Raw genomic sequence first — 21026 nt, forward strand, 5'->3', positions numbered from 1 at the left:
ATCAAGGAGAACTCCCATGTTCGGCATTTCCCTCTCGTCGCTGCCCCTGCTGGGTGGTGCGAGGAACGTCACTCCCGCAGACTCCGTCGTGCTCAGCTACGAGCAGGTCGAGGACATCGGCCGCGAGCTCGACGAGCTGCGTGCCCGCGTCGTCGCCGACCTCGGCCAGAAGGACCGCGACTACATCTACTCGATCATCAAGGCGCAGAGGGGATTCGAGGTCGCCGGGCGTGGCCTGATGTACCTCGGCTTCCTGCCGCCGTTCTGGCTGGCGGCGGTCGGTGCGCTCGGAGTCTCCAAGATCCTCGACAACATGGAAATCGGTCACAACGTGATGCACGGCCAGTACGACTGGATGCGCGAGCCGGGGCTGAACTCCCGGGTCTTCGAATGGGACACCGTGTGCCCCGCCGACCAGTGGCGCCACTCGCACAACTACATGCATCACACCTACACCAACATCGTCGGCCGCGACCGTGACATCGGCTACGGCATCCTGCGCATGGACGAGGGCCAGAAGTGGCACCCCTACTACCTGGGCAATCCGGTGTACGCGTTCGCGCTGATGATGCTCTTCGAGTGGGGCGTGATGCTGCACGACCTCGAGGCGGAGAACGTGATCAAGGGCAAGCGCACCTGGCGCGACGTCAAGCCGCTGCTCCAGGGCATGCGGCGCAAGGCGGGCCGCCAGGTGCTCAAGGACTACGTCGTCTTCCCGGCGCTCACCGGACCGCTGTTCGTGACCACCCTGCTGGGCAACGTCGGCGCGAACCTGGTGCGCAACGTGTGGACGTACTCGATCATCTTCTGCGGTCATTTCCCCACCGGTGTGCAGACTTTCACCGAGGAGGAGACCGCCGAGGAGACCCGCGGGCAGTGGTACGTGCGACAGATGCTGGGCAGCGCCAACATCGAGGGAGGCCGACTGTTCCACATCATGTCCGGCAACCTCTCGCACCAGATCGAGCACCACCTGTTCCCGGACCTCCCGGCCAACCGGTACCCGGAGATGGCGCCGCAGGTGAGGGCGCTCTGCGAGAAGCACGGCCTGCCCTACAACACCGGCGGCTTCTTCCGGCAGATCGGTTCCGTCTGGGCCAAGATCTTCAAGCTCGCGTTGCCCGACTTCCTCACCGGTTCGACGCCGCCGCCCGGTGTTATCGTCGAACGTCAGAAGACCGCAGCCTGAGAGGTACGCGTCCCATGGTGAGCAAGTTCGAGCGACGCAAGGACACCGTGCAGGAGCTGACGGAGTCCGGTGCCACCCACGTCGGCAGGATCGCGATGATCATCGCCGGTGCCGTGCGGGACGTCACCCGCGAGATCGGCGACTGGATCAGCGACGGCATCGAGATGAGTGAGGCGTCGAAGCGGGCGCAGGCCGACGAGGGCCGGACGGCCGGCCGTGCGGATTCCGACGGCGAACCCGGCGCGGGGGAGTCCGAACCGCGCACGTAGCGGCCGCGACCTCAGGATCCGGACGCCTCGGCGTTACGGGACACCCGGCGCAGCAGATCCGCGAGCGCCTGTCGCTCGTGCTCGTCGAGTCCGTCCAGGAGTCGGCGGTCTCGTTCGATGCGGCTCGGCAGTTCGGCGTCGACGAGGTCGCGCCCGGCCGGTGTCAGTTGCAGCAGCACCACGCGGCCGTCCCGCTCGAAGGGCAGCCTCTCGAGTAGTCCGATCCTGGTCAGCCGGTCGGCGTGCTTGGTGGTCGAGGCGCCGCTGGTCATGGTCACCGCGGTCACCTCACTGGCGCGCAGCGGGCGGTCGGCGCGAGCGAGGGCACAGAGGATCTCGAACTCGACACGGGTGACGCCACTCGGCGCGAGCGCACGGTCGAGCTGGTGCAGCGCCAGCGAGCTGATCCGGTTGACGCGACCGATCACCTCGATCGGGGACGTGTCGACGTGTGGGTAGGTCCGGGCCCATTCGACTCGAACGCCGTCGACGAAGTCGGGGGAGGTGTCGGTGTCGCCCATGCGCTCATCCTAGCGACCGGTTTCACACTATTTCAGATGTATTTTACAAGTGAAATACATCTATGATGGGAGCGTGCCTACCGCGACTGCCGACATCCGGAACCCGCCCGTGGCCGCTGCCCGACTGCGGCACTCCGGCGGCGCGCTCGCGCACTCGGTGTCCGCGGCCACCTGGCGGCGGGCGTTCGAAATGCGTCCCGCCGACGCGACCGTCGCGGCCTCGATACGTGTCGGCGTCGCCGCGGCACTGGTATTCGTCGGCTGCGGCCTCCTGGATCTGCAGCAGTACGCCGGCTTCGCGGTGCTCGGCGCGCTGGCCTCGGCCTTCGCCCGGCACGAGCCGATGGTCCGGGTCGCGGCCAAGGTGACGCTCGTCGGCGCGCTGGTCGTCGCGTTCGTGGCCGGCGGCGGACTGCTCGCACTCGCGCACCTGCCGATCTGGGCGGAGGTCGCACTCATGTCCGTCGGTGCCGCCGTCGCCGCGGCCACGGTGTCGGCCTTCCGGATCACCGGCCCGGGCCCGGTGATCCTCGTCTTCGCGGCCACCGCGGCGGTCGGTTACGTCACGGCGCCCGGCGATCTCGTTCGCGCCTGCCTGGCCGCGGCGGCCGGTGCAGGCGTGGCATTGCTCGCGCAGGCGGCGCCCCTGCTGGTGTTGCCCCTGGGCCCGGCCAGACTGGCCGTCGCGCGGGCGCTCTCGGCCGTCGCCGCGCTCGAGGACGGCGACGCCGCATCGTCGTCGGCTCGCGTCGCTGCCGACCCCGGGCCGGCCCGCGCTGCGATCGCGCACGCTCGGGAGAAGTTGGCACTCAGCGGTGTTCGGGGCACGGTGTCGCGGCACCACCGCGACCTGGTCGCGCTCCTCGACGAAGCCGAGGCTGCGGTCGACGACTGGCAGGCGGGCGATCCGGATCGGCTGCTCGACGTGGTCCGGCACGAGGCCGAGTTGCGGAAGGTCAAGCGCCGCAGCGCACTGTTCGACGGTGATGCCGCGCTCGAGGTGTCGGCGCTGCCCAGGCCCGAGGGATTCGTGGAGGTCGGACTGTCCGGGCTTCGCTCACGCGTGGTTCTCGGCAATGCGGCACGGATCGCCCTCGCCTCGGCCGTCGCGGGCTGGTTCGCCGCGGCGGTCGGTCTCGACCATCCGCTGTGGGCGTCGATGGGCGCCATGGCGGCGATGCAGGGCGTCTCGTACGCGATGACCGTGCAACGCGCGATCCAGCGACTGCTCGGCAACGTCGGAGGTGCACTCGTCGCGGCGCTGCTGATCGCGGCGGGGCTCGGGTACTGGCAGACGGTGGTCGCCATCGTGGTGCTGCAGGTGACCGCCGAACTGTCCGCTGCCCGGAACTACGCCCTGACCTCGCTCTCGGTCACCCCGATGGCGTTGCTCATGGTCGGGCTCGGGACGAACATCTCACCCGAGATCGGCGTCAGCCGCGTCGTGGACACCCTCATCGGCGTGGCGCTGGGTGTGATCGTGGCCGCCGTGACCATCAGCAGGTCGGACCGGCAGCATCTTCCGGCGTCCCCTGCCGCGCATGCGGGGGAAGATGTCAAAATTGTTCGTACCTGAAAACTGAGCGGCGCGGTCGTCGAGCGCGCCCGTCGAGCGTGGAGGCGATGATCCGATGAGCGGGACTGTGCAGGCCGGAGACCTGGTCCAGATTTCGGACACGGCAGGCACCTGGGTCGTGGAGGAGGTCAGGTCGGGCATCGCGCTGCTGCGCGACGGCGAGGACCGGCGGATCTCCTCGCGGCTGTCGAAGCTGACCGTCGTTCGCAAGGGCGCCGCCTGATCCGTCGCCCTTCGCCGTCACGGCGTCGCGAGGAACTTCTCCACCGACGGTCGCGCCTTGGGGTTGCCCTCGTCGATTCCCATGAGTGCGCCGATGCCGGCACCGACGACGTTGCCGATCATGCAGCCGGCCATGAAGTTCGGGAAGATCGACACGCAGCCGATCAGCATGCCGACGACCGAGCCGACCATCATCTTCTGCTGGCCGCCGTTGGCCCAGCCGGTGTTGATCTCGTTCGCCATGGTCTGGAAGGACTCACGTTTGGCCGGATTGTCGGGCCAGGCGCGCTGCGCGAACATGTCGCTGACCTCCGCCGTGGAGGGCGGTGGCGGCGATCCGGGCAGGCCGGGGATCTGCGGCAGGCCGGGAACCTGAGGCAGCGCGGGCAGCTGTGGCAGGGGCGGTAGCTGCGGTAGATCCGCAAGCTGTGGCGCCGGTAGCTGGGGTGCCGGTAGCTGGGGCAGGTCGGCAAGCTGCGGGGCGGGGAGTTCGAGCGCCGGGAGTGGCGGTGGGGGTGGGAGCGCCGGAAGTTCTGGCAGCGCGGGCAACGGCGGCAACGGCGGCAACGGCGGCTGTGCGGCCGCGGTGGCAACTCCCGTTCCGAGTGCGACGGCGACGAGCACGGGCATGACGAGTGCCTTGGCCATTTTCATGGCGATCCCCATTTTTGATCTCGACGGTGTTCCGGACACGACAGTTCAGTCGGACACGACGACGGGCCCGATGCCTGGGCCCGACCCATGGGCGCCGCACACGGTGCGGTCGTCCCACATCAGAGAATTCGCGAGCTGGCTCGCGTCGAGCGAGAACCTACGTATGCCGTGCGGCACATGCGACGGTGCCCGCAACTCGGTCTGCTTCCATAGCGCTCCTCGGGGGGTCGCTGAAAACCAGAGTTCGACTGTACCGCGGGCATCGGCGGCCTGCAGGTGAAATCGGCGAGGGTGCAGCAATACCAGACCACCCGAACCGTCACGGACCTTTCGTCCGAATTGATAACCTGCGCAAGCGCACACGTGTTGATCGACCGTCCACGTCCACTGCATTCCACTTCGTTTCGAGGAGGAACTCGCCATGACGATCCACGCGACGGGCGCGGTGACCGCGTCGAATCACCGGCCACCTCCCCATCCGGATCAGGCGGGCGCCGACGGCGACGCGGCCGGAACCGAGGTGCCGCGACGCACCTTCCTCGGCGGGGCGGGTGCGCTGCTCGCCGCGGGCATGGTCGCCGGTGCTGTAGCGGAATCCGCTGCCGCACAGGCGAAACCGTCATCCAGGGCGGGAGCAGGCAATCGGCCGGTGCGCCCGAACATCCTGATCCTGATCACCGACCAGGAACGCCCACCGATGTACTGGCCGCAGGGATGGTCCGAGCGCAATCTGCCCAACCGGCAACGGATTGCGAATCACGGACTGTCCTTCGACAACGCATTCTGTTCGGCCGCCATGTGCTCGCCGAGCCGCAGCACGTTCTTCACCGGGCTGTTTCCCGCGCAGCACGGCGTGGTCGCCACGCTGACCACCGGCGGCACCGTCTCGCCGACCGAGCCGGTGCTCTCGACGGCCACCCAGAACATGGCCCGGGTCCTGGCCTCGGCGGGATACGACGTCCAGTTCCGCGGCAAGTGGCACATGAGCAAGGGTGCCGACGGGGGCGACGCGAGTACCGAGGATGTCGCCGCGTACGGGTTCGAGGGCTGGCAGCCGCCGGAGGCGGGGCAGGACACGAATCCCGCGAACTTCGGTGGCGGTTGCGCCAACCGCGACCAGAAGATCGCCGACGAGGCGGTCGAGTTCCTCAATTCCGTTGACCCGCACAGTGACACCCCGTTCGCACTGGTGGTGTCGATGGCCAACCCGCACGATCTGCTGGCGTACCCGCAGACCTGGAACGCGGCCGAGGGGGACTGTGACAACTACGGTTCCGCGGCCCCAGGATGCTTCGAGCAGGGCATCGACCTGCCGCCCACCCTCGACGAGTCGTTGCTGACGAACTTCAAACCCACCGCGCAGGTGCAGTCGCAGGTCCTGCTGGCTGCCGGACTCGGCCCGCTGCTGGGGCCGCAGTCCGCGCACAACTACGTCAACTTCTACGGGTACCTGCAGAAGGTGGTCGACCGGCACATCGGCAGCGTGCTCGACGCGCTCGAGGCGAAACCGGGTCTGGTCGACAGGACGGTGGTCGTCCGCTTCTCCGACCACGGGGAGATGGGCCTCTCGCACGGGGGCCTGCGGCAGAAGATCTTCAACGCCTACGAGGAGACGCTGCGGGTGCCGCTGGTGATCAGCAACCCGGTGATGTTCCCGCGGCCGGTGCGGACCGGTGCCCTCGCGTCACTGATCGACGTGCTGCCGACTCTGGCGACGCTGGCCGGGGTCCCCGACCGGGGCGCCTGGACCTTCCTCGGAACCGACCTCACACCGGTGATCGACGACGCCGCCGCGAATCCGGTGTCGCCGAGCGCAACGGTGCAGGACAACGTCCTGTTCACCTACGACGACCAGAACTGCGCCACCCCGGACGGTCAGTTCATCGTCACCCAGCCGAACCACCTGCGATGCATCCGCGAGGGGCGGTACAAGTACGTGATGTATTTCGACCCCGCCCACATCGCGCCGTCGCAGTACGAGCTGTACGACCTACAGGCGGATCCGCAGGAGCTGCACAACCTGGCCGACCCCGCGAACGTCGGCCACTACCGGCCGGACCTGCAGGCGCTGATGCAGGGAAAGCTCTACGCGAAGATGGCGGCGACCGGGACGACGCCGGTCTGACGCGACGAGGCCCCCGGCGGGTACGCCGGGGGCCGTTGACGGGTGGATCGTCGGGTGCTCAGCTTCCGAGGCTGCCGGTGCCGCCGCCCAGGCTGCCCAATCCGCCGAGCGGGCTGCCGCCCCCGCCGTTTCCGCCTTGCATCTTGCCCATGACCTCCATGAGCTTGTCGAGAATGTCGACCAGATTGTTGAGAAAGTCCATCGTCGTATCGCCTTCACTAGCGGGTATTGACTGTCCGTGCGGAGGCGATCGCGTCGGGGGCACACCGGGGCGCGCACCTGTCGCGATCGCGGCGGCGGCTCGTCGATCCCCGTGACCGCGCGCGGGGCGATGCCGTCGTCGCCGTGGCGGCGGGAAACGGTGGCGAGCGGCAGGGGAGAGCCGCCACGCTCTCGATGTCGGGCCGACCCGACCGGTCGGCGCACTGTCCTGCCATGAGACTCACCTCACCCAGGACTATCGCCCTCGGGGCTGGAAGTGTTTCACATCACACGCGGATGGCAGAAGAGATGGAAATGGCGCTGCCGGGTCGGGGGTCCAGCAGCGCCATCGACATATTTGTATCCGGTGCAGGCTCCGATGGGAACGGTTCCACGCCGGATTAGGGGAAAGTACGGGGGCTCCGCCGGCTTAGGGGGAACCCCCGCGCTGCCTAGGGGGAATCCGGAACACGCCCCGAGTCGAGACGAACAGCCGACTTCTGCGGCACAAGTGCCCCAAGGGCTGAACTTTGTCAGCCCTGTGCCGGGTTTCTTCCACCCTCGGGGCGGTAGTGGAACCTTCCGGTCACCCGGAAACTGTGTTCGACACACGTCGAACACCGAAAGGGAGAAGCGAAATGAGCATCCGCCACGCGGCGGTCGCTGCCCACGGCACAATCGCCGCTCGGGTCAGGAACACCACAAGACTGTGCCGTAATGCGGCGTTCATCCTGTCCGCCGGCGCCATTGCCTTCGCGGCCTTCTCGCCCGCAGCCCAGGCGGACACGTTCGAGCACACCTGCACGACCAACCCCGGCGCGTATGGCACCGGCGCGGTGCGCGGCGACTACAGCACGATCAGGCAAGGCGACGACCGGGACGAATTCTGCGCTGTGTACGACCAGAACGGCAGACCGCTGGGTCGGTATTCCGTGACCGATCACGGGTACTACGCCAAGACCGCCGTTGCGCCTCCAGGTGCGGCAACACCTGGCCCCTACGCGCAATAGCTCTCAGCGCGTCCAGGCATCAGTTCACCAACCCTTGACCGCGGTCCCGTCCCATCGTGGGTCGGCCAACAGTTCCGGTGCCGGACCGACGAAGGCGCGGGCGGCGTCGGTGTCGCCGGTGAGGGTGAAGCGCAGCCACGCGGTGAGGTACCCGCGGAATCCACCTCCGTCGGTGGGCCAGTTGTGCCCCACCCCCAGCAGGCGGCCGCGGGCGGCGGGCCCGGGGCTCACGGCGTGGTAGGCGGCCTGCGGTATGGCTGTCGACACCGGATCATCGGATCCGGTCAGGTAGAACACCGGACCTGTCAGACGAGCCACGTCGATCACGTCGACAGGCCGAGAGGCCCACCACGGATCGGGCAGGTCGAGCACGGCGGTTGACGTGATGAGGCCTTCGGAGTTGGTGCTGGCGTTGATCGATCCGCCGGCGCCCTGCGAATGTCCGACGGCGGCGACGTGAGCGGCGTCGATGCGATCGTGAAAGACGCTCTCCGGGTTGTCGTTCTGCGCCAGGATATAGCGCGCTGCTGCCAGGATCTCGGTTCCGTCGCCGGTGACACTGCTGTCGGCGACCACGACGACGAAGCCCCAGGAGGCCAGGTGGCGGAGCAACTGCTCGTACTGCTCGTACGTCGCGTAGCTTCCGTTGCCGAAGGTGACCACCGGATGGCGGTCGGGGCTGGTGGCGATGTCGGCGGGGTAGAACACCTGGTATCCGGGCACCGCAACCGATGTGACGGCATGGATGCCGGTAGCCGCGTAGCGCTCGCTGACGGATTGCCGTTCCGGAGCGGCGGGCGCCGCCGCCGGCGCGGTGGGTCCCGCCGCGGGAGCGGATGCGAGAGCCGGTGCTGCGAAACCGGACGTCATCGGTATCGCGATGATCGCGGCGAGGAGCAGCGTCCGGGCGGGTCGGGTGATGGGCAGAGGAGGTCGTCGTAACGGCACGGACGCACCCTACCCACTCTCGGTGACGGCGGAGTCGGTTGTCGTCGTACGCATTCCGAGCCTCGCGATTCTCCTGTCGGCCCATTCCGCGGGGCTGACCTGATCTGACGGCCGGGATGCGCACGCGGAGGTGGTGCCTTGTGTGTGCACGTGACTGGCTCGGTCAGGGCTGGACGCGGGTGCTGCCCATTCCCGAGTTGTGCCAGCGGGTGCTGTACAACGTGCTCGGGTGCGATTGGGGCGGACACTGCCCGTGATTCTTGCCACTTCTCGACGTGCTCATCCGCCCTCACTCCGGAGGTGATCGAGATGGTTCAGGCCGCGGGCGGCGCCGACACCGTGACCTGACGCATCTGTTCAGGTCGAAAGGGTGCCCCCGGCAGGAATCGAACCTGCGACCTAGAGATTAGAAGGCTCTTGCTCTATCCAACTGAGCTACGGAGGCATGATCCGCGTGGGATCGGCTCAGGAGTCTACCGGCTCGCGGCGTTCGATCCTGCCAGGCACGGGGGCGGGCCCGTGAACCTGCTCGAACCGCACTCGCGCGCGCCTCCTACCCTGGTGGTCATGGCATCACCCGAGCTCGCCCCCTCCGACACGCCGCCGACCCGCAAGGCAGGGGAGTCCTCGGTTCCCATCTTCGTCACCCTCGGGATCATCGCCGGACTGGTCGCGGCGATCGTGGTCGGGCTGACCGCCTCGGAGGCGCTGATCCGACTGGGCATCCCGGACCCCGGGCCGCTCACCACCTACGGACTGCCCGCGGTCAAGGCCGCCGGTGAGGTCGCGGCCGTGATCGCGATCGGATCGCTGCTGCTGGCCGCGTTCCTGGTGCCGCCCCAGCGCAGCGGTGTCCTCGACGTGGACGGCTACCGCGCGGTGCGGATCGCGTCGAACGCCGCGATCGTGTGGGCGGCCTGCGCGCTGGTGCTGGTCCCGTTGACCGTCTCGGACACCTCGGGGCAGCCGCTGGGCACCGCCCTGCAGCCGCAGAACCTCTGGAAGGCCATCCCGCAGATCGAGCTCGCCGGGGCCTGGCGCAACACGGCGATCCTGGCGGTGCTCCTCGCGGTCGGCACCCGGATGGTGCTGCGCTGGGGCTGGACCCCGGTGCTGCTGCTGCTCGGCATCGCCAGCCTGATCCCGCTTGCCCTGACCGGGCACTCCTCGGCCGGCGGCTCGCACGATGTCGCGACCAACAGCCTGCTCTGGCACCTGATCGCTGCCTCGCTGTGGGCGGGCGGACTGATCGCGTTGCTGGCACACGCCCGCCGCCGCGGTGCGTACACCGACGTGGCCGCTCGGCGGTTCTCCGCGCTGGCGGTCGTCGCCTTCGTGGTGATGGCGATCTCCGGCGTCGTCAACGGTCTCGTCCGGCTGCCCCTCGACGATCTGTTCACCAGCACGTACGGCTGGCTGCTCGTCGCGAAGACGGTCGCGCTGGTGGTGCTCGGCGTGATCGGCTTCGCGCAGCGTCGCCGGGCGTTGCCCGCGCTGGCCGCCGACCCGACCTCTCGGGCCGCCCTGATCCGCTTCGCGGGAGTCGAGGCGCTCGTGTTCGCCGCGACCATCGGCATCGCCGTCGGCCTCGGTCGGACGCCGCCGCCGCCGGAGGACCTGCAGCCGACCCCCGCCGAGGTCCAGTTGGGCTACAACCTCGACGGTCCGCCGACCGTGGCCCGACTTCTCTTCGACTGGCGCTTCGACCTTGTGTTCGGCACCGCCGCGATCATCGCGGCCGTGGTCTACGTGATCGGCGTGCGGCGGCTGCGCAAGCGCGGCGACAGCTGGCCGGTCGGCCGGACGGTGGCGTGGCTGCTGGGCTGTCTGGTGCTGCTGTTCGCGACGTCCTCGGGCGTCGGCCGGTACTCGACCGCGATGTTCAGTGTGCACATGGGTGGTCACATGGCACTGTCCATGCTGGCCCCGGTGCTGCTGGTGCTCGGTGGACCGATGACGCTGGCGCTGCGGGCGCTCACGCCGGCCGGACCGAACGGTGTGCCGGGACCGCGAGAGTGGCTGCTGGCCGCCCTGCACAGTCCCGTCTCCCGGTTCCTCACCCACCCGCTGGTCGCCTCGGTGCTGTTCGTCGGCGGCTTCTACGCGCTGTACCTGGGTGGCATCTTCGACGCGACTCTCGACTCGCACGGCGCGCACCTGCTGATGAACCTGCACTTCATCCTCAGCGGGTACCTCTTCTACTGGGTCGTGATCGGCATCGACCCGGCCCCCCGGAACCTGACACCGATCACCAAGCTCGCGATGGTCTTCGGGTCGCTGCCCTTCCACGCGTTCTTCGGGGTCGCGTTGATGATGACGTCCGAGGCGATCGGCGGCTGGTTCTACCGGGCGCTCGCCCTGGGTTGGAACGACGACCTGCTCGGGGATCAGCGACTGGGCGCGGGCCTGGCGTGGGCGACCGGCGAGATCCCGCTGGTACTGGTGATGCTGGCACTGTTGGTGCAGTGGTCGCGCGCCGACCAGAAGACGGCCAAGCGTGTCGATCGCGCCGCCGATCGCGACGACGACGCCGAACTCGCCGCGCACAACGCGATGTTCGCCGAGCTCGCGCGCCGGGACCGCGAGGCCGGTCACTGACCGGTCGTCAGGCCGGCGTCGCCGCGAGTTCGCGGGCGCGTGCCGGGGTCACGGTCTCGGCCAGGACCGGCGGGGCGCCGTTGAAGTGCTGGTCGAGCACCGCATGGGTCATCGGCAGCAGTCGCTTGATCACCGCGAGTTCGACCCGCGGCGTCGCGGCGGCGCGGACCGCGACGCGGGTGAGCGGAGCGACGATCCGGTCGACCGCCGCGGGCTGGTCGACATCGCCGAGCCGTCGCATCCACGCGGGCAGGGTGGAGACGGTGGCGGGTGCCATCGCCCGGCTCATCGCCCACAACGGCCATCGTCCGCGCCCGCCCCGGGTGCGCAGCAGGTAGTGCATGCCCTCGAGCGCCGGCTCGGAGACGCACAGCCGCGACCGGACCGACTCGAAGTACTCGCGAACCTGATCCCGGGAACGAGGGACGTCCGAGCTCCTGCACGTCTGCAGTTCGGCGGCCACCGCGCAATCCGCCCAGTACCGGTCCTCCTCCTCGCGGGTCAGCGGACCCGGCCCGAACGTCTCGTAGCACTTGAGTACCGAGTGCCATCCGGTCACGTGGATCCACAACTGGCTCTCGGGACTGTTGGCGCTGTAGCGCTTACCGCTGATCGGTTCGATGCCGGTCGCCTTGGCGTGCACCCGCATCAACAGGTCGGACGTCTCGATCGCCGAGCGGCTGTCGCCGACGGCGACGATCAGGAAGTAGGACAGCGTGCCGTCGAGCCGGCCGCGGGGGTCGAGGTAGATCCCGCGCGCGTCGGCGACCGCCGCGGTCAGGAACGGGTCGAAGTGTTCGAGCGTGACCGCGCGCTGGAAACCGAGCAGGGCCGTCGGGCTCGTCCACACCTTCCACGTCGGTGATCCCGGGCCGAAGAAGCCGAGGTCCTCGCGTCGGCGGGACGGGTCGAAGGGCCAGCCGCGGTCGGCAAGCATGCGGCTGGAGGTCGGGTCCTGCGTCGCCGTCATCTGGATCGTCTCCCTCGGCTGTCGGGCGGCGGCGTGCCGCCTGCCATGAATACAACGCGACCGTAACAATTGTGGGGTGCGAATACAACGGTTGCGTAGCATTGGCGGGTGGCGGCAGGACCGGGGTCCCGCGACCGTAGGGTGGACGTGGAGGTGGCGTGGATGACGAAGGCGGACACGACCGCGGGCGGACGGTCTCGCCGCAGGTACGCACCGCGGCTGCCGCCCGAGCAGCGTCGGGAGCAGTTGCTCGACGCCGCCTTCACGGTGACCGGCCGGGACGGCCTGCACCAGCTCAGCATGGAGGCGGTTGCCGCCGAGGCGGGCGTGGGTAAACCCGTGTTGTACACCGTTTTTCGAACGCGTGGTGAGCTTGTGGCGGCACTCCTCGACCGCGAGAACGGCCGCGCCCTCGAACAGGTCCTCGCGAACATGCCGACGGATCTGAGCGTGCTCGGTCCCACCGCCGCCTACGCGGGCACGGTGTCGGCGTTCGTCTCCGTCGTGTTGGCGAACCCGGTCCGATGGGGGCTCATCCTCACCGCGCCCGACCACGCCCCGAGCGAGTACCGCGAGCATCTGCGCGCGTCCCGGGCCACGGTGCTGGAGCGCGCCGAGGACCTCGCGCGGGTCGGGATCGCGCTGGAGCCGGGCCTGGCGGGCCTGGACCCGGTGCTGCTCGCCCACACGATGCTCTCGTTCGCGGAGATGCTCGGCAGGCTCGCGGTCGGCGACCCCGTCACGTACACGAGCGATCGACTCGCGACCTATGCGCACGCCCTGGCCGGATCCTTGACCGCTCGTCCCGGCAGCTAGCACGACCCTCCGACGAACGACGGCCCGGCGCACCGGTTTTCGTCGCCGCTGTGGACGGCCGGCGCGGTTGTCCACGGCTTCGCGGCGCCCGTGGCATCCGGTCCGAGGCCGGGGGAGGCTGGCAGTCGAGGGGCCCTCGGGTCCACCGGATGCAAAGGGGCGGAACATGTACGAGACGCACACGGCGGTGGTCGGCACCGTCATCACCATGCCGGCCAAGCGGCTCACCCACTCCGGCGAGGAGGTGATCAGTTTCCGGATGGCCAGCAACACCAGGCGCCGCGACCAGTCCACCGGGGAGTGGACTGACGGCGGCACCCTCTACCTGACGGTCAGTTGCTGGCGACGTCTCGTCGCCGGGGTCGGAGCGGGCCTGATGAAGGGCGATCCGATCATCGCGTACGGGCAGCTGCGCACGAACGAGTACACCACCCGCGACGGCGTGGAGCGCTCCGATCTCGAGATGCGGGCCAGCGCCCTCGGGCCGGACCTCGCGCGCTGCATCGCGAAGCTCGATCGCCCGCGCGGCGGACCGCCGGGGCAGGAGCCGGCCACCGATCCGGGGGAGAGCCCCGGCTCGGCCCCGTCCGGCCCGCACGCCTCACTCGTGCCCGACCCGGACGGCGACGGCGAGTTCGCGGTGGCGGCCGCCGGCTGAGGTGACGAGCCGAAACCGCCTCGGCGCGCCCCGATGCGGGCCTACCGTGGTGAAAGCCGACCGTCGATGTCGGGGAGGCGATTCGCAATGCTGCGCACGAGGGTCTCGGCGCTGTTGGTGACAGTCGTGGCGGTGCTGACCGCTGTGGCGGGACTTCCCGCCACGGCGGGGTCGGCTCCGCCCGGCTCGGTGATCTCGTCGGAGGAACTGCCCCGGGAGCACTGGTTGCCCGGCGCGGCGCAGGCACAACGGGTCACCTATGCCACCACCGACCACGTCGGCGCGCCCGCGATCAGCACCGGCGCGGTGTATCTGCCACCCGGCCGGCCGCCTCCGGGTGGTTGGCCGGTGGTGTCGTATGCGCACGGGACGATCGGGGTCGCCGACCAGTGCGCACCCTCGACCGCAGGCATGTACGAACCCGAGGCGGACTACCTCGCTGGATGGCTGGGCCGCGGATATGCCGTGGTCGTCACCGACTACCTCGGCCTCGGCACTCCCGGTGTGCTGCCCTATCTCGACGGGAGGGCCGCCGCGCACAGCGTGATCGACATGGTGCGGGCCGGCCGGGCGATCGACCCGACCCTGTCGCGCCGGTGGGTCGTGGCCGGGCTGTCCGAAGGCGGGCAGGCGGCGTTGCTCACCGCGCACGAGGCGACGCGGTACGCACCCGAACTCGACTACCGGGGTGGGGTCGCGCTGGGTGCGCCGTCGAATCTCGAGAAGCTGTTCCCGTTCGGCGGCCCGGGTTTCCCGGACGTCGGTGTGCAGGGACTGACCACCTTCGGGCTGCTGGCGATCGTCGGGTTGCGTGCCGCGCGACCGGATCTCGACATCGACGGGTACCTGTCGCCGCTCGGGCTCGATCTGGCAGCCAAGGCCGAGCAAATGTGCTCGCCCCAGGTCGGCCGCGCGGTCGCGGGCGTCTCGGTCGGTCAGCTGTTCTCGCGTCCGCTCGACAACCCCCAGATGCGCAGCGCGCTCACCGACTACCTCGCCGTACCGACGACCGGATACGACCGACCGCTGTTCGTCGGGCACGGTGTCGCCGACCTGACCGTTCCGATCCCGTTGACGCTCGCGCTCGTCGCCGACCTTGAGCGCAGCGGGACCGACGTCACCTTCGTCGCCTACCCGGGCACCGGTCACGTGGACACGCTCGCCGCATCGTTCGGGGACTCGGCGCGGTTCGTCGATCGGGTGATGCGATAAGGCGCCGCGCCCACTTCGCGGTGCGGTAGACAGAAGCGTTCCGTCGGCCGCAGTGGGGGAGACGATTGCGATGATGCGCGCCAGATTCCGGGTCCTGATCGCCGTCGCCTGCGCGGTGGTCGTCGCGGCCGTGGGGGTGCCCGCCTTCGCCAGCCCGGGCGCTGGTGCGGGTGGCGAGGTGGTGTCCACGACGAATCTCGCGCCGGTCGCGTCGATTCCCGGGGCGGAGCGCGAGTACCGCGTCACCTATCTCACCGCCGACCACTACGGTGCGCCGACCGTCAGCAGCGGTTCCGTGCATCTGCCGCGAGGCCCGGTGCCCGCCGGCGGCTGGCCGGTGGTCTCGTACGCGCACGGGACCGTCGGGATCGCGGAGCAGTGCGCGCCGTCGGTGGTGGGGTCGAGCGCCGCGGAGGCCGACTACCTCGCGCGCTGGCTGGCACGCGGGTACGCGGTCGTCGCCACCGACTACACCGGGCTCGGCACCCCCGGACCGCTCGCCTACCTGGACGGGGTGGCTGCCGCTCACAACGTGATCGACATGGTGCGTGCCGCCCGGGCGGTGGCGCCGCAGCTCTCGTCGAAATGGGTGGTCGCCGGATTGTCGCAGGGCGGGCAGGCGGCCATGCTCACGGCGCGGCTGGCGACCGGCTATGCGCCCGAACTCGACTACCGTGGCGCGGTCGCGCTGGGTGTCCCCTCGAATCTGGACCGGGTGTTCCCGTTGGCCGGCCCAGGGATCCCGGACCTCGGGCTGGTCGGGCTCACGAAGTTCATGCTGTTCACGATGGTCGGGCTGCGTGATGCACGGCCGGATGTCCAGGTCGACCGGTACCTCTCCCCGAAGGGCCGCGAGCTGGCGGAGCTCGCCACCCAGATGTGCACGGTGCCGTTCGGGCAGCACGTGGCCGGAGTCTCGGTCGGGGACCTGTTCGCCCGGCCGCTCTGCACCGAGGAGATGCGCCGTGCGCTGACCGAGTACTTGGGCGTGCCGACGTCGGGCTACGACCGACCTGTCTTCCTCGGTCAGGGCGTCAGCGACCTGGTGGTACCGATCCCGCTCACGCTCGCCCTGGCGGGCGAACTTGCCGCGTCCGGAACCGATCTGACCTTCCGGACCTACGCCGGCGCCGACCACCTGGGTACCCCGGCGGCCTCCTTCGACGACTCGGTCCCGTTCGTCGAGCGCGTGCTGCGGTGACCACTGTGTGGTATCGCTGTCTCAGTATCCGACAATTCGTCGCGGCGGTGAGGTAGACAGGTTCCGTGCCGGAGACGACTGTGAGCAAGCCCGTGAGATCCCATCCGACTGCCGGTGTGCGGCACCGCGTTCGGCGGTGGGTTCGTGCCCTGGTCCCGGCGTCACTCGCGGTGGTCGTGACCCTTGCTCCGATTCCCGCGCTCGCCCAGGCCTCGGAACCCGGTCCCGGGACGGTGGTGACCCGTGAGCAGCTGCCGCCGATCGCGCTGCTGCCGAACACTGCCGACAGTTACCGCGTCGTCTACTGGACCGAGGGGCCGACCGGCACCCCCGCACGCAGCGCCGGTGCGGTCTACCTGCCCAAGGGCGTCGCACCCGCGGGTGGGTGGCCCGTGGTGTCCTGGGCGCACGGCACCACCGGCGTCGGCGACGACTGCGCTCCCTCGTCGGGGTACGACGTCACCGCCCTGACCCGCGACTACGTCTCCGCGTGGTTGGCGCAGGGTTACGCGGTGGTGGCTACCGACTACGTGGGCCTGGGCAACGAGGGCACGCATGCCTACCTGCACGGTCGCAGCGAGGGTCGGGCCGTGATCGACATGGTCCGTGCCGCCCGGGCGATCACACCGTCACTGTCGAAGTCCTGGGTGGTCGTCGGGCACTCGCAGGGCGGCCACGCCGCGATGTTCGCCGCGCACGAGGCGACCAGCTACGCGCCCGAACTGGACTACCGGGGCGCCGTCGCCACCGGAACCCCGGCGAACCTCGACCAGCTGTTCCCGCTCGGTGGACCGGGGTTCCCGAACCTGGGCCTGAACGGACTGACCCCCTTCGCGGCCTACGTCGTCGACGGTCTGAAGGTGGCACGGCCGGACCTGCCCATCGACGACTACCTCACCCCGGCCGGCCGCGAGCTCGTCAAGGTCTCGGAGACGATGTGCTTCGTCCCGCTCCTCAAGCGCGCGGGGACCTTCGGTGTCGGCGAGATGCTCAGCCGGCCGCTCGACACCCCGCAGATCCGCTCGGCGCTGCGTGACTACCTCGCGGTTCCCACCACCGGCTACGACCGGCCGGTCTTCATCGGGCACGGCCTCACGGATCAGACGGTGCCGTTCCCGCTCGGCGCGAAGCTCGCACTCGACCTGCAGATGGCGGGCCAGCCGGTGACGTTCCGGACCTACCCGGGCAACCACGGGGGATCGCCATTCCAGGCGCTGCCCGACACCACGGCGTTCGTGCGGTCGCTGTTCGGCGCCTGACGGTGTGACTCGCGCGGCGACGTAGCTCGACACATCGGCCGTGCGGTGCGGTAGACAGAAGGCGTGCCGCACACAGCAGTGATCGGGTCCGGGGAAGTCGGTTCGACCGTCGTTGTGCCGCAACGGGTTCGAATGTGCCTGCTGGCCGTGGTGTCCACGGTCCTCGCGGTGCTCGCCGCCCTCGTCCCCGTTCCCGCGTTCGCGCGGGCCGCGGGCACCGGTCCCGGGACGGTGATCGCGCGCGGCGACCTGGTTCCGGCGTCGACCCTTTCCGGCGCTGCCGAGGGCTACCGGCTGACCTACTGGACCGAGGGGCCTGCCGGCGCGCCGGCGTTGAGCACCGGTGCGGTGTACCTACCGCGTGGCGTAGCACCCGCCGGCGGGTGGCCGGTCGTCTCCTGGGCACATGGCACCACGGGTGTCGCCGACGCGTGCGCGCCGTCCTTCGGCGACGTCTCCTCGCTCACGCGTGAGTACCTGGACACCTGGCTCGGCGCCGGCTTCGCGGTGGTCGCCACCGACTACGTCGGGCTCGGGACCGCGGGCGTGCACGCATACCTGCACGGCCGCAGCGAGGGCAGGGCGGTGATCGACATGGTCCGGGCGGCGACGTCGGTCGCCCCGCAACTGTCGCGCACCTGGCTGGCCGTCGGGCATTCGCAGGGCGGACACGCCGCCATGTTCGCCGCGCACGAGGCAACGAGCTATGCGCCCGAGCTGGACTACCGGGGTGTCGTCGCGACCGGGACTCCGGCCAACCTCGATCAGCTCTTCCCCCTCGGGGGCCCGGGCTTTCCCGACCTGGGCCTGACCGGCCTGACCAATTTCGCCGCCTACGTGGTCGACGGGCTGAGGGTGGCCCGGCCGGACTTGCCGGTCGGCGAGCTGCTCACCCCGGCCGGCGCCGCGATCGTCGAGGACTCCGAGGCGTTGTGCTACGCCGAACTCGCGGACCGGGCCGGCACAGTCGGTATCGGTCAGATGCTGGCCCGTCCGCTCGACATCCCGCAGTTCCGCGACGCCATTCGGGACTACCTCGCGGTGCCCACCACCGGCTACGACCGGCCGGTGTTCGTCGGGCACGGACTGCTGGATCGGACCGTCCCGTACCCGCTCGGTGCCAAACTCGCCGCCGACGTGTTCGCCAACGGGCAGGATGTCACCTTCCGCACCTACCCGAGCGCACACCAGGTCTCCTTGACGCAGTCCCTGCCCGACGTGATCGCGTTCGCCCGCGCGCACATCTGACCAGCGGTGCGGCTGTCCACAGCCCGGGGCGGCGTGGATTGGGGCACCGCGACGTGTGCCGATACTCTGGTGCCCATGGCGGAGTTCATTTACACGATGAAGAAGGTGCGCAAGGCGCACGGCGACAAGGTCATCCTCGATGACGTCACGATGAGCTTCTACCCGGGAGCGAAAATCGGTGTCGTCGGCCCGAACGGCGCGGGTAAATCCTCCATCCTCAAGATCATGGCCGGGCTCGACCAGCCGGGCAACGGCGAGGCCTTCCTCGCGCCGGGTGCCTCCGTCGGCATTCTCATGCAGGAGCCGCACCTCGACGAGACCAAGACCGCCCGTGAGAACGTCGAGGAGGGCCTCGGCGAGACGATGGTGCAGCTCAAGCGCTACAACGAGATCGCCGAGCTGATGGCCACCGACTACTCCGACGAGCTCATGGAGGAGATGGGCGAGCTCCAGGAGAAGCTCGACCACGCCGACGCCTGGGAGGTCGACTCCCAGATCGAGCAGGCCATGGACGCGCTGCGCTGCCCGCCGGCCGACGAGCCCGTCACCCACCTCTCCGGTGGCGAGAAGCGCCGCATCGCGCTGTGCAGGCTGCTGCTGAGCAAGCCCGACCTGCTGCTCCTCGACGAGCCGACCAACCACCTCGACGCCGAGTCCGTGCTCTGGCTCGAGCAGCACCTGGCCGCCTACCCCGGCGCCATCCTGGCCGTCACTCACGACCGCTACTTCCTCGACCACGTCGCGCAGTGGATCTGCGAGGTCGACCGCGGCCGCTTGTACCCGTACGAGGGCAACTACTCCACCTACCTGGAGCAGAAGGCCGCCCGCCTCGAGGTGCAGGGCAAGAAGGACCAGAAGCTGCAGAAGCGTCTCAAGGAGGAGCTCGCCTGGGTCCGCTCCGGCGCCAAGGCCCGTCAGGCCAAGAACAAGGCCCGCCTCGACCGCTACGACGAGATGGTCACGGAGGCCGAGAAGCACCGCAAGCTCGACTTCGAGGAGATCCAGATCCCGACGCCGCCGCGCCTCGGCAACGTGGTCGTCGAGGTGGACAACCTGGACAAGGGCTTCGAGGGTCGCCTGCTGATCAAGGACCTGTCGTTCACGCTGCCGCGTAACGGCATCGTCGGCGTCATCGGTCCCAACGGCGTCGGCAAGACCACGCTGTTCAAGACCATCGTCGGTCTCGAGGAGCCGGACTCGGGCACCGTCAAGGTCGGCGAGACCGTCAAGCTCAGCTACGTCGACCAGACGCGCGCGAACATCGACCCGAAGAAGACGGTGTGGGAGACGGTCTCCGACGGACTCGACTACATCGAGGTCGGCCAGAACGAGATGCCCTCGCGCGCCTACGTCTCAGCGTTCGGTTTCAAGGGTCCGGACCAGCAGAAGCCGGCCGGGGTGCTCTCCGGTGGTGAGCGCAACCGGCTGAACCTGGCGCTGACCCTCAAGGAGGGCGGCAACCTGATCCTGCTCGACGAGCCGACCAACGACCTCGACGTCGAGACCCTCAGCTCGCTCGAGAACGCGCTGCAGGACTTCCCGGGTTGCGCCGTGGTGATCTCCCACGACCGCTGGTTCCTGGACCGGACCTGCACGCACATCCTCGCGTGGGAGGGTGCATTCGGCGACAACGAGGCGGCCTGGTACTGGTTCGAGGGCAACTTCGAGGCCTACGAGGAGAACAAGGTCGCCAGGCTCGGTGCCGACGCGGCCCGTCCGCACCGGGTCACGCACCGCAAGCTCACCCGGGACTAGTCCGAGTGTCCGACAAGACGTATTCCTGTGAGATTCAGGTGCGCTGGGGTGATTCCGATCGCCTCGGCCACGTGAACAACGTGCTGTATGCCGAGTACGCGCAGGAGGCGCGGACCAGGTTCTTCCGCGACTGCATCATCGGGGCGGGCGCGTCGCCCACCCCGATGGTGGTGCGTCGGATGGAGTTCGACTTCCTACGTCCGGTGACCGACGCCACCGGACCGCTCACCGTCGAGGTGAGCATCCTGCGGGTCGGGACGTCGTCGTTCACCGTCCGGAACGTGATGCGTGACCGGCACGGCGCCGTCTGCGCGGCCGCGGACGGGGTACTGGTCGGATTCGATCCGAAGACCGAGAAGTCGGTTCCGCTCTCCGACCGGACCCGTGAGCTGCTCACGCAGTACGTGCCCGCGGGGGCCACGGTCTAGTTCCACGGTCTGCGGCAGACCCCCGGGCGACGCCTCCGGCATATCCGGTGTCCGGGGGCCTGCCGCGACTAGGCTCGAGGGGCACACCTGTCGTATCGACCAGGGGGTGAACCGCGAGATGACCGTATCTGCCGACCGATTCGACGCTGAGTGGACGGCGAGCCTG

General features: G+C 69.4%; 20 protein-coding genes and 1 tRNA gene. 15 read left to right on the forward strand and 6 right to left on the reverse strand.

From position 1 onward, the window contains the following. Window positions 1-16: 16 nt before the first annotated feature. Window positions 17-1189 (forward strand): fatty acid desaturase family protein, encoded by a 1173-nt coding sequence (locus tag ACFXGJ_RS10955; protein ID WP_378618908.1) that lies wholly within the window; start codon window positions 17-19, stop codon window positions 1187-1189. A 14-nt stretch (window positions 1190-1203) separates the two neighbouring features. Then, on the forward strand, window positions 1204-1458 hold the full coding sequence (locus tag ACFXGJ_RS10960; protein WP_378618910.1) for a hypothetical protein: 255 nt from the start codon (window positions 1204-1206) through the stop codon (window positions 1456-1458). 11 nt (window positions 1459-1469) lie between these two features. On the opposite strand, the gene ACFXGJ_RS10965 is transcribed toward ACFXGJ_RS10960, so the two are convergent. Then, window positions 1470-1979 carry a MarR family winged helix-turn-helix transcriptional regulator gene (locus ACFXGJ_RS10965; RefSeq protein ID WP_378618913.1) on the reverse strand — a complete coding sequence of 170 codons (510 nt, stop codon included), beginning with the start codon at window positions 1977-1979 and terminating at the stop codon, window positions 1470-1472. Between the two features lie 190 nt (window positions 1980-2169). On the opposite strand from ACFXGJ_RS10965, the gene ACFXGJ_RS10970 reads away from it, so the two are divergent. Beyond that, the gene (locus ACFXGJ_RS10970) at window positions 2170-3555 is read left to right on the forward strand and encodes an FUSC family protein (protein WP_378618950.1); all 1386 of its coding nucleotides are present in this window, start codon (window positions 2170-2172) and stop codon (window positions 3553-3555) included. 55 nt (window positions 3556-3610) lie between these two features. Then, on the forward strand, window positions 3611-3778 hold the full coding sequence (locus tag ACFXGJ_RS10975) for a hypothetical protein (protein WP_378618916.1): 168 nt from the start codon (window positions 3611-3613) through the stop codon (window positions 3776-3778). Between the two features lie 17 nt (window positions 3779-3795). Here ACFXGJ_RS10975 and ACFXGJ_RS10980 read toward each other — a convergent pair whose 3' ends face one another. After that, window positions 3796-4431, reverse strand: a complete 636-nt coding sequence (locus ACFXGJ_RS10980) for a hypothetical protein (RefSeq protein WP_378618919.1) — start codon at window positions 4429-4431, stop codon at window positions 3796-3798. A gap of 421 nt (window positions 4432-4852) precedes the next feature. On the opposite strand from ACFXGJ_RS10980, the gene ACFXGJ_RS10985 reads away from it, so the two are divergent. Continuing rightward, a complete protein-coding gene (locus ACFXGJ_RS10985) occupies window positions 4853-6556 on the forward strand; it encodes a sulfatase-like hydrolase/transferase (RefSeq protein WP_378618922.1) in 1704 nt (567 codons plus the stop codon). A 58-nt stretch (window positions 6557-6614) separates the two neighbouring features. Here ACFXGJ_RS10985 and ACFXGJ_RS10990 read toward each other — a convergent pair whose 3' ends face one another. Continuing rightward, complete coding sequence (locus tag ACFXGJ_RS10990) at window positions 6615-6758, reverse strand: hypothetical protein (protein ID WP_378618924.1); 144 nt, start codon at window positions 6756-6758, stop codon at window positions 6615-6617. Between the two features lie 637 nt (window positions 6759-7395). Between ACFXGJ_RS10990 and ACFXGJ_RS10995 the strand changes: the two genes are divergently transcribed. Continuing rightward, window positions 7396-7767, forward strand: coding sequence for a hypothetical protein (locus ACFXGJ_RS10995; RefSeq protein ID WP_378618927.1), 372 nt, complete (start codon window positions 7396-7398; stop codon window positions 7765-7767). Between the two features lie 24 nt (window positions 7768-7791). Here the strand turns inward: ACFXGJ_RS10995 and ACFXGJ_RS11000 are convergent, their stop codons facing one another. Continuing rightward, window positions 7792-8715 carry an alpha/beta hydrolase gene (locus ACFXGJ_RS11000; protein ID WP_378618930.1) on the reverse strand — a complete coding sequence of 308 codons (924 nt, stop codon included), beginning with the start codon at window positions 8713-8715 and terminating at the stop codon, window positions 7792-7794. Between the two features lie 371 nt (window positions 8716-9086). Continuing rightward, window positions 9087-9160 (reverse strand) — tRNA-Arg (locus tag ACFXGJ_RS11005). A 122-nt stretch (window positions 9161-9282) separates the two neighbouring features. Here ACFXGJ_RS11005 and ACFXGJ_RS11010 point away from each other — a divergent pair. Next, window positions 9283-11313: a cytochrome c oxidase assembly protein gene (locus tag ACFXGJ_RS11010; protein WP_378618932.1), complete on the forward strand. Its 2031-nt coding sequence runs from the start codon at window positions 9283-9285 to the stop codon at window positions 11311-11313. 7 nt (window positions 11314-11320) lie between these two features. Here ACFXGJ_RS11010 and ACFXGJ_RS11015 read toward each other — a convergent pair whose 3' ends face one another. Further along, entirely contained in the window at window positions 11321-12250 is a 930-nt protein-coding gene (locus tag ACFXGJ_RS11015; protein ID WP_378618952.1) for an oxygenase MpaB family protein, read from the reverse strand. Window positions 12251-12445: 195 nt separating this feature from the next. Between ACFXGJ_RS11015 and ACFXGJ_RS11020 the strand changes: the two genes are divergently transcribed. The 8 genes from ACFXGJ_RS11020 (at window position 12446) to ACFXGJ_RS11055 (ending at window position 20860) form a co-directional block, all read left to right on the forward strand. Beyond that, on the forward strand, window positions 12446-13099 hold the full coding sequence (locus tag ACFXGJ_RS11020) for a TetR/AcrR family transcriptional regulator (protein WP_378618935.1): 654 nt from the start codon (window positions 12446-12448) through the stop codon (window positions 13097-13099). A 166-nt stretch (window positions 13100-13265) separates the two neighbouring features. After that, window positions 13266-13757, forward strand: a complete 492-nt coding sequence (locus tag ACFXGJ_RS11025) for a single-stranded DNA-binding protein (RefSeq protein WP_378618938.1) — start codon at window positions 13266-13268, stop codon at window positions 13755-13757. An 87-nt stretch (window positions 13758-13844) separates the two neighbouring features. Beyond that, window positions 13845-14969 (forward strand): lipase family protein, encoded by a 1125-nt coding sequence (locus tag ACFXGJ_RS11030; RefSeq protein ID WP_378618940.1) that lies wholly within the window; start codon window positions 13845-13847, stop codon window positions 14967-14969. 73 nt (window positions 14970-15042) lie between these two features. Then, window positions 15043-16170 (forward strand): lipase family protein, encoded by a 1128-nt coding sequence (locus ACFXGJ_RS11035; RefSeq protein WP_378618942.1) that lies wholly within the window; start codon window positions 15043-15045, stop codon window positions 16168-16170. A gap of 116 nt (window positions 16171-16286) precedes the next feature. Next, window positions 16287-17429 carry a lipase family protein gene (locus ACFXGJ_RS11040; protein WP_378618955.1) on the forward strand — a complete coding sequence of 381 codons (1143 nt, stop codon included), beginning with the start codon at window positions 16287-16289 and terminating at the stop codon, window positions 17427-17429. Between the two features lie 132 nt (window positions 17430-17561). Then, entirely contained in the window at window positions 17562-18677 is a 1116-nt protein-coding gene (locus ACFXGJ_RS11045; protein WP_378618958.1) for a lipase family protein, read from the forward strand. A 75-nt stretch (window positions 18678-18752) separates the two neighbouring features. Then, entirely contained in the window at window positions 18753-20432 is a 1680-nt protein-coding gene (gene ettA / locus ACFXGJ_RS11050; RefSeq protein ID WP_378427861.1) for an energy-dependent translational throttle protein EttA, read from the forward strand. Between the two features lie 5 nt (window positions 20433-20437). Further along, the gene (locus ACFXGJ_RS11055) at window positions 20438-20860 is read left to right on the forward strand and encodes an acyl-CoA thioesterase (RefSeq protein WP_378618945.1); all 423 of its coding nucleotides are present in this window, start codon (window positions 20438-20440) and stop codon (window positions 20858-20860) included. Window positions 20861-21026: the final 166 nt, after the last annotated feature.

This window comes from Rhodococcus sp. NPDC059234 (assembly GCF_042754225.1).
Lineage (GTDB): Bacteria > Actinomycetota > Actinomycetes > Mycobacteriales > Mycobacteriaceae > Rhodococcus_G.

Excerpts from the sequence above, each read along its gene's own strand:
- ACFXGJ_RS10955 (WP_378618908.1), top strand. The coding sequence starts at position 17 with ATGTTCGGCATTTCCCTCTCGTCGCTGCCCCTGCTGGGTGGTGCGAGG.
- ACFXGJ_RS10960 (WP_378618910.1), top strand. The coding sequence starts at position 1,204 with ATGGTGAGCAAGTTCGAGCGACGCAAGGACACCGTGCAGGAGCTGACG.
- ACFXGJ_RS10965 (WP_378618913.1), bottom strand. The coding sequence starts at position 1,979 with ATGGGCGACACCGACACCTCCCCCGACTTCGTCGACGGCGTTCGAGTC.
- ACFXGJ_RS10970 (WP_378618950.1), top strand. The coding sequence starts at position 2,170 with ATGCGTCCCGCCGACGCGACCGTCGCGGCCTCGATACGTGTCGGCGTC.
- ACFXGJ_RS10975 (WP_378618916.1), top strand. The coding sequence starts at position 3,611 with ATGAGCGGGACTGTGCAGGCCGGAGACCTGGTCCAGATTTCGGACACG.
- ACFXGJ_RS10980 (WP_378618919.1), bottom strand. The coding sequence starts at position 4,431 with ATGAAAATGGCCAAGGCACTCGTCATGCCCGTGCTCGTCGCCGTCGCA.
- ACFXGJ_RS10985 (WP_378618922.1), top strand. The coding sequence starts at position 4,853 with ATGACGATCCACGCGACGGGCGCGGTGACCGCGTCGAATCACCGGCCA.
- ACFXGJ_RS10990 (WP_378618924.1), bottom strand. The coding sequence starts at position 6,758 with ATGGACTTTCTCAACAATCTGGTCGACATTCTCGACAAGCTCATGGAG.
- ACFXGJ_RS10995 (WP_378618927.1), top strand. The coding sequence starts at position 7,396 with ATGAGCATCCGCCACGCGGCGGTCGCTGCCCACGGCACAATCGCCGCT.
- ACFXGJ_RS11010 (WP_378618932.1), top strand. The coding sequence starts at position 9,283 with ATGGCATCACCCGAGCTCGCCCCCTCCGACACGCCGCCGACCCGCAAG.
- ACFXGJ_RS11015 (WP_378618952.1), bottom strand. The coding sequence starts at position 12,250 with ATGCTTGCCGACCGCGGCTGGCCCTTCGACCCGTCCCGCCGACGCGAG.
- ACFXGJ_RS11020 (WP_378618935.1), top strand. The coding sequence starts at position 12,446 with ATGACGAAGGCGGACACGACCGCGGGCGGACGGTCTCGCCGCAGGTAC.
- ACFXGJ_RS11025 (WP_378618938.1), top strand. The coding sequence starts at position 13,266 with ATGTACGAGACGCACACGGCGGTGGTCGGCACCGTCATCACCATGCCG.
- ACFXGJ_RS11030 (WP_378618940.1), top strand. The coding sequence starts at position 13,845 with ATGCTGCGCACGAGGGTCTCGGCGCTGTTGGTGACAGTCGTGGCGGTG.
- ACFXGJ_RS11035 (WP_378618942.1), top strand. The coding sequence starts at position 15,043 with ATGCGCGCCAGATTCCGGGTCCTGATCGCCGTCGCCTGCGCGGTGGTC.
- ACFXGJ_RS11045 (WP_378618958.1), top strand. The coding sequence starts at position 17,562 with ATGTGCCTGCTGGCCGTGGTGTCCACGGTCCTCGCGGTGCTCGCCGCC.
- ettA (WP_378427861.1), top strand. The coding sequence starts at position 18,753 with ATGGCGGAGTTCATTTACACGATGAAGAAGGTGCGCAAGGCGCACGGC.